Genomic DNA, 1247 nt, shown 5'->3' with positions numbered 1-1247 from the left:
CTAGTGCTTTGACCGGGATGGTTCGCCGGGTTGGTGCTGCGCGCGGTTGGATGTGCGGTGTTGCCCGTTGATCCGGACCGTTGGGGGTGTGGTGGCTGAGCCTGTCCGTGTGCGCAGGTTGACCGACCAGGAGGGGCAGAAGCTGCAGCAGATCGTGCGCCGGGGCAGCACCAGTTCGGTGCGGTTCCGGCGGGCGATGATGCTGCTGGCCTCGGCCGGCGGGAACCGGGTCCCGGTGATCGCCCAGCTGGTGCAGGCCGACGAGGACACCGTCCGCGACGTGATCCACCGGTTCAACGAGATCGGCCTGGCCGCTCTGGACCCTCGGTGGGCGGGAGGCCGTCCCCGCCTGCTCAGTCCTGACGACGAGGAATTCGTCGTCTTGACGGCCACCACCCGACCGACCAAGCTCGGCCTGCCGTTCACTCGCTGGTCGATCCGGAAACTCGCCGCCTACCTGCGGAAAGTCCACGGCCGGGTGATCCGGATCGGCCGCGAGGCATTACGGTGCCTGCTCGCCCGCCGCGGCATCACCTTCCAGCGCACCAAGACCTGGAAGGAGTCACCCGACCCCGAGCGCGACGCCAAGCTCGATCGGATCGAGCACGTTCTGGACCGTTTCCCGGACCGGGTGTTCGCGTTCGACGAGTTCGGCCCGCTCGGCATCCGCCCCACTGGCGGCTCCGGCTGGGCACCTGCCGGCCAGCCGGAGCGGCATCCCGCGACCTACCACCGCACCCACGGCGTCCGTTACTTCCACGGCTGCTACTCGGTCGGCGACGACAAGCTGTGGGGCGTCAACCGGCGCAAGAAGGGCGCCGCGAACACCCTGGCCGCACTGAGGTCGATCCGGGCGGCCCGCCCGGACGGCACCCCGATCTACGTCATCCTGGACAACCTGTCGGCCCACAAGGGCCAACAGATCAGGTGCTGGGCGAAGAAGAACCGCGTCGAGCTGTGCTTCACCCCGACCTACGCGTCCTGGGCCAACCCGATCGAGGCCCACTTCGGGCCCTTGCGGCAGTTCACGATCGCGAACTCGAACCACCGCAACCACACCGTCCAGACCAGGGCCCTGCATGCCTACCTGCGCTGGCGCAACACCAACGCCCGCCACCCCGACGTCCTGGCCGCCCAACGGCGCGAGCGAGCCCGCGTCCGCAGCGAGAGGGGCATCCGCTGGGGCGGACGCCCAGTCACCGCAGCAGCCTGAACGAACCGGTGTTTCTGTCCGCTGGAGCTCCTAG

The 1247-nt window shown here is 69.1% G+C and carries 1 protein-coding gene; it reads left to right on the top strand.

Going from position 1 to position 1247, the window contains the following annotated elements; translation table 11 throughout:
* The first annotated feature begins 91 nt into the window (after positions 1-91).
* Positions 92-1213 carry an IS630 family transposase gene (locus tag ACWEMJ_RS34160; protein ID WP_452141031.1) on the top strand — a complete coding sequence of 374 codons (1122 nt, stop codon included), beginning with the start codon at positions 92-94 and terminating at the stop codon, positions 1211-1213.
* The last annotated feature ends 34 nt before the right edge of the window (positions 1214-1247 follow it).

Source organism: Kitasatospora sp. NPDC004531 (genome assembly GCF_053602195.1).
The sequence above is the reverse complement of the archived record's forward strand: the minus strand, read 5'-3'. Positions and strand labels throughout refer to the sequence as shown.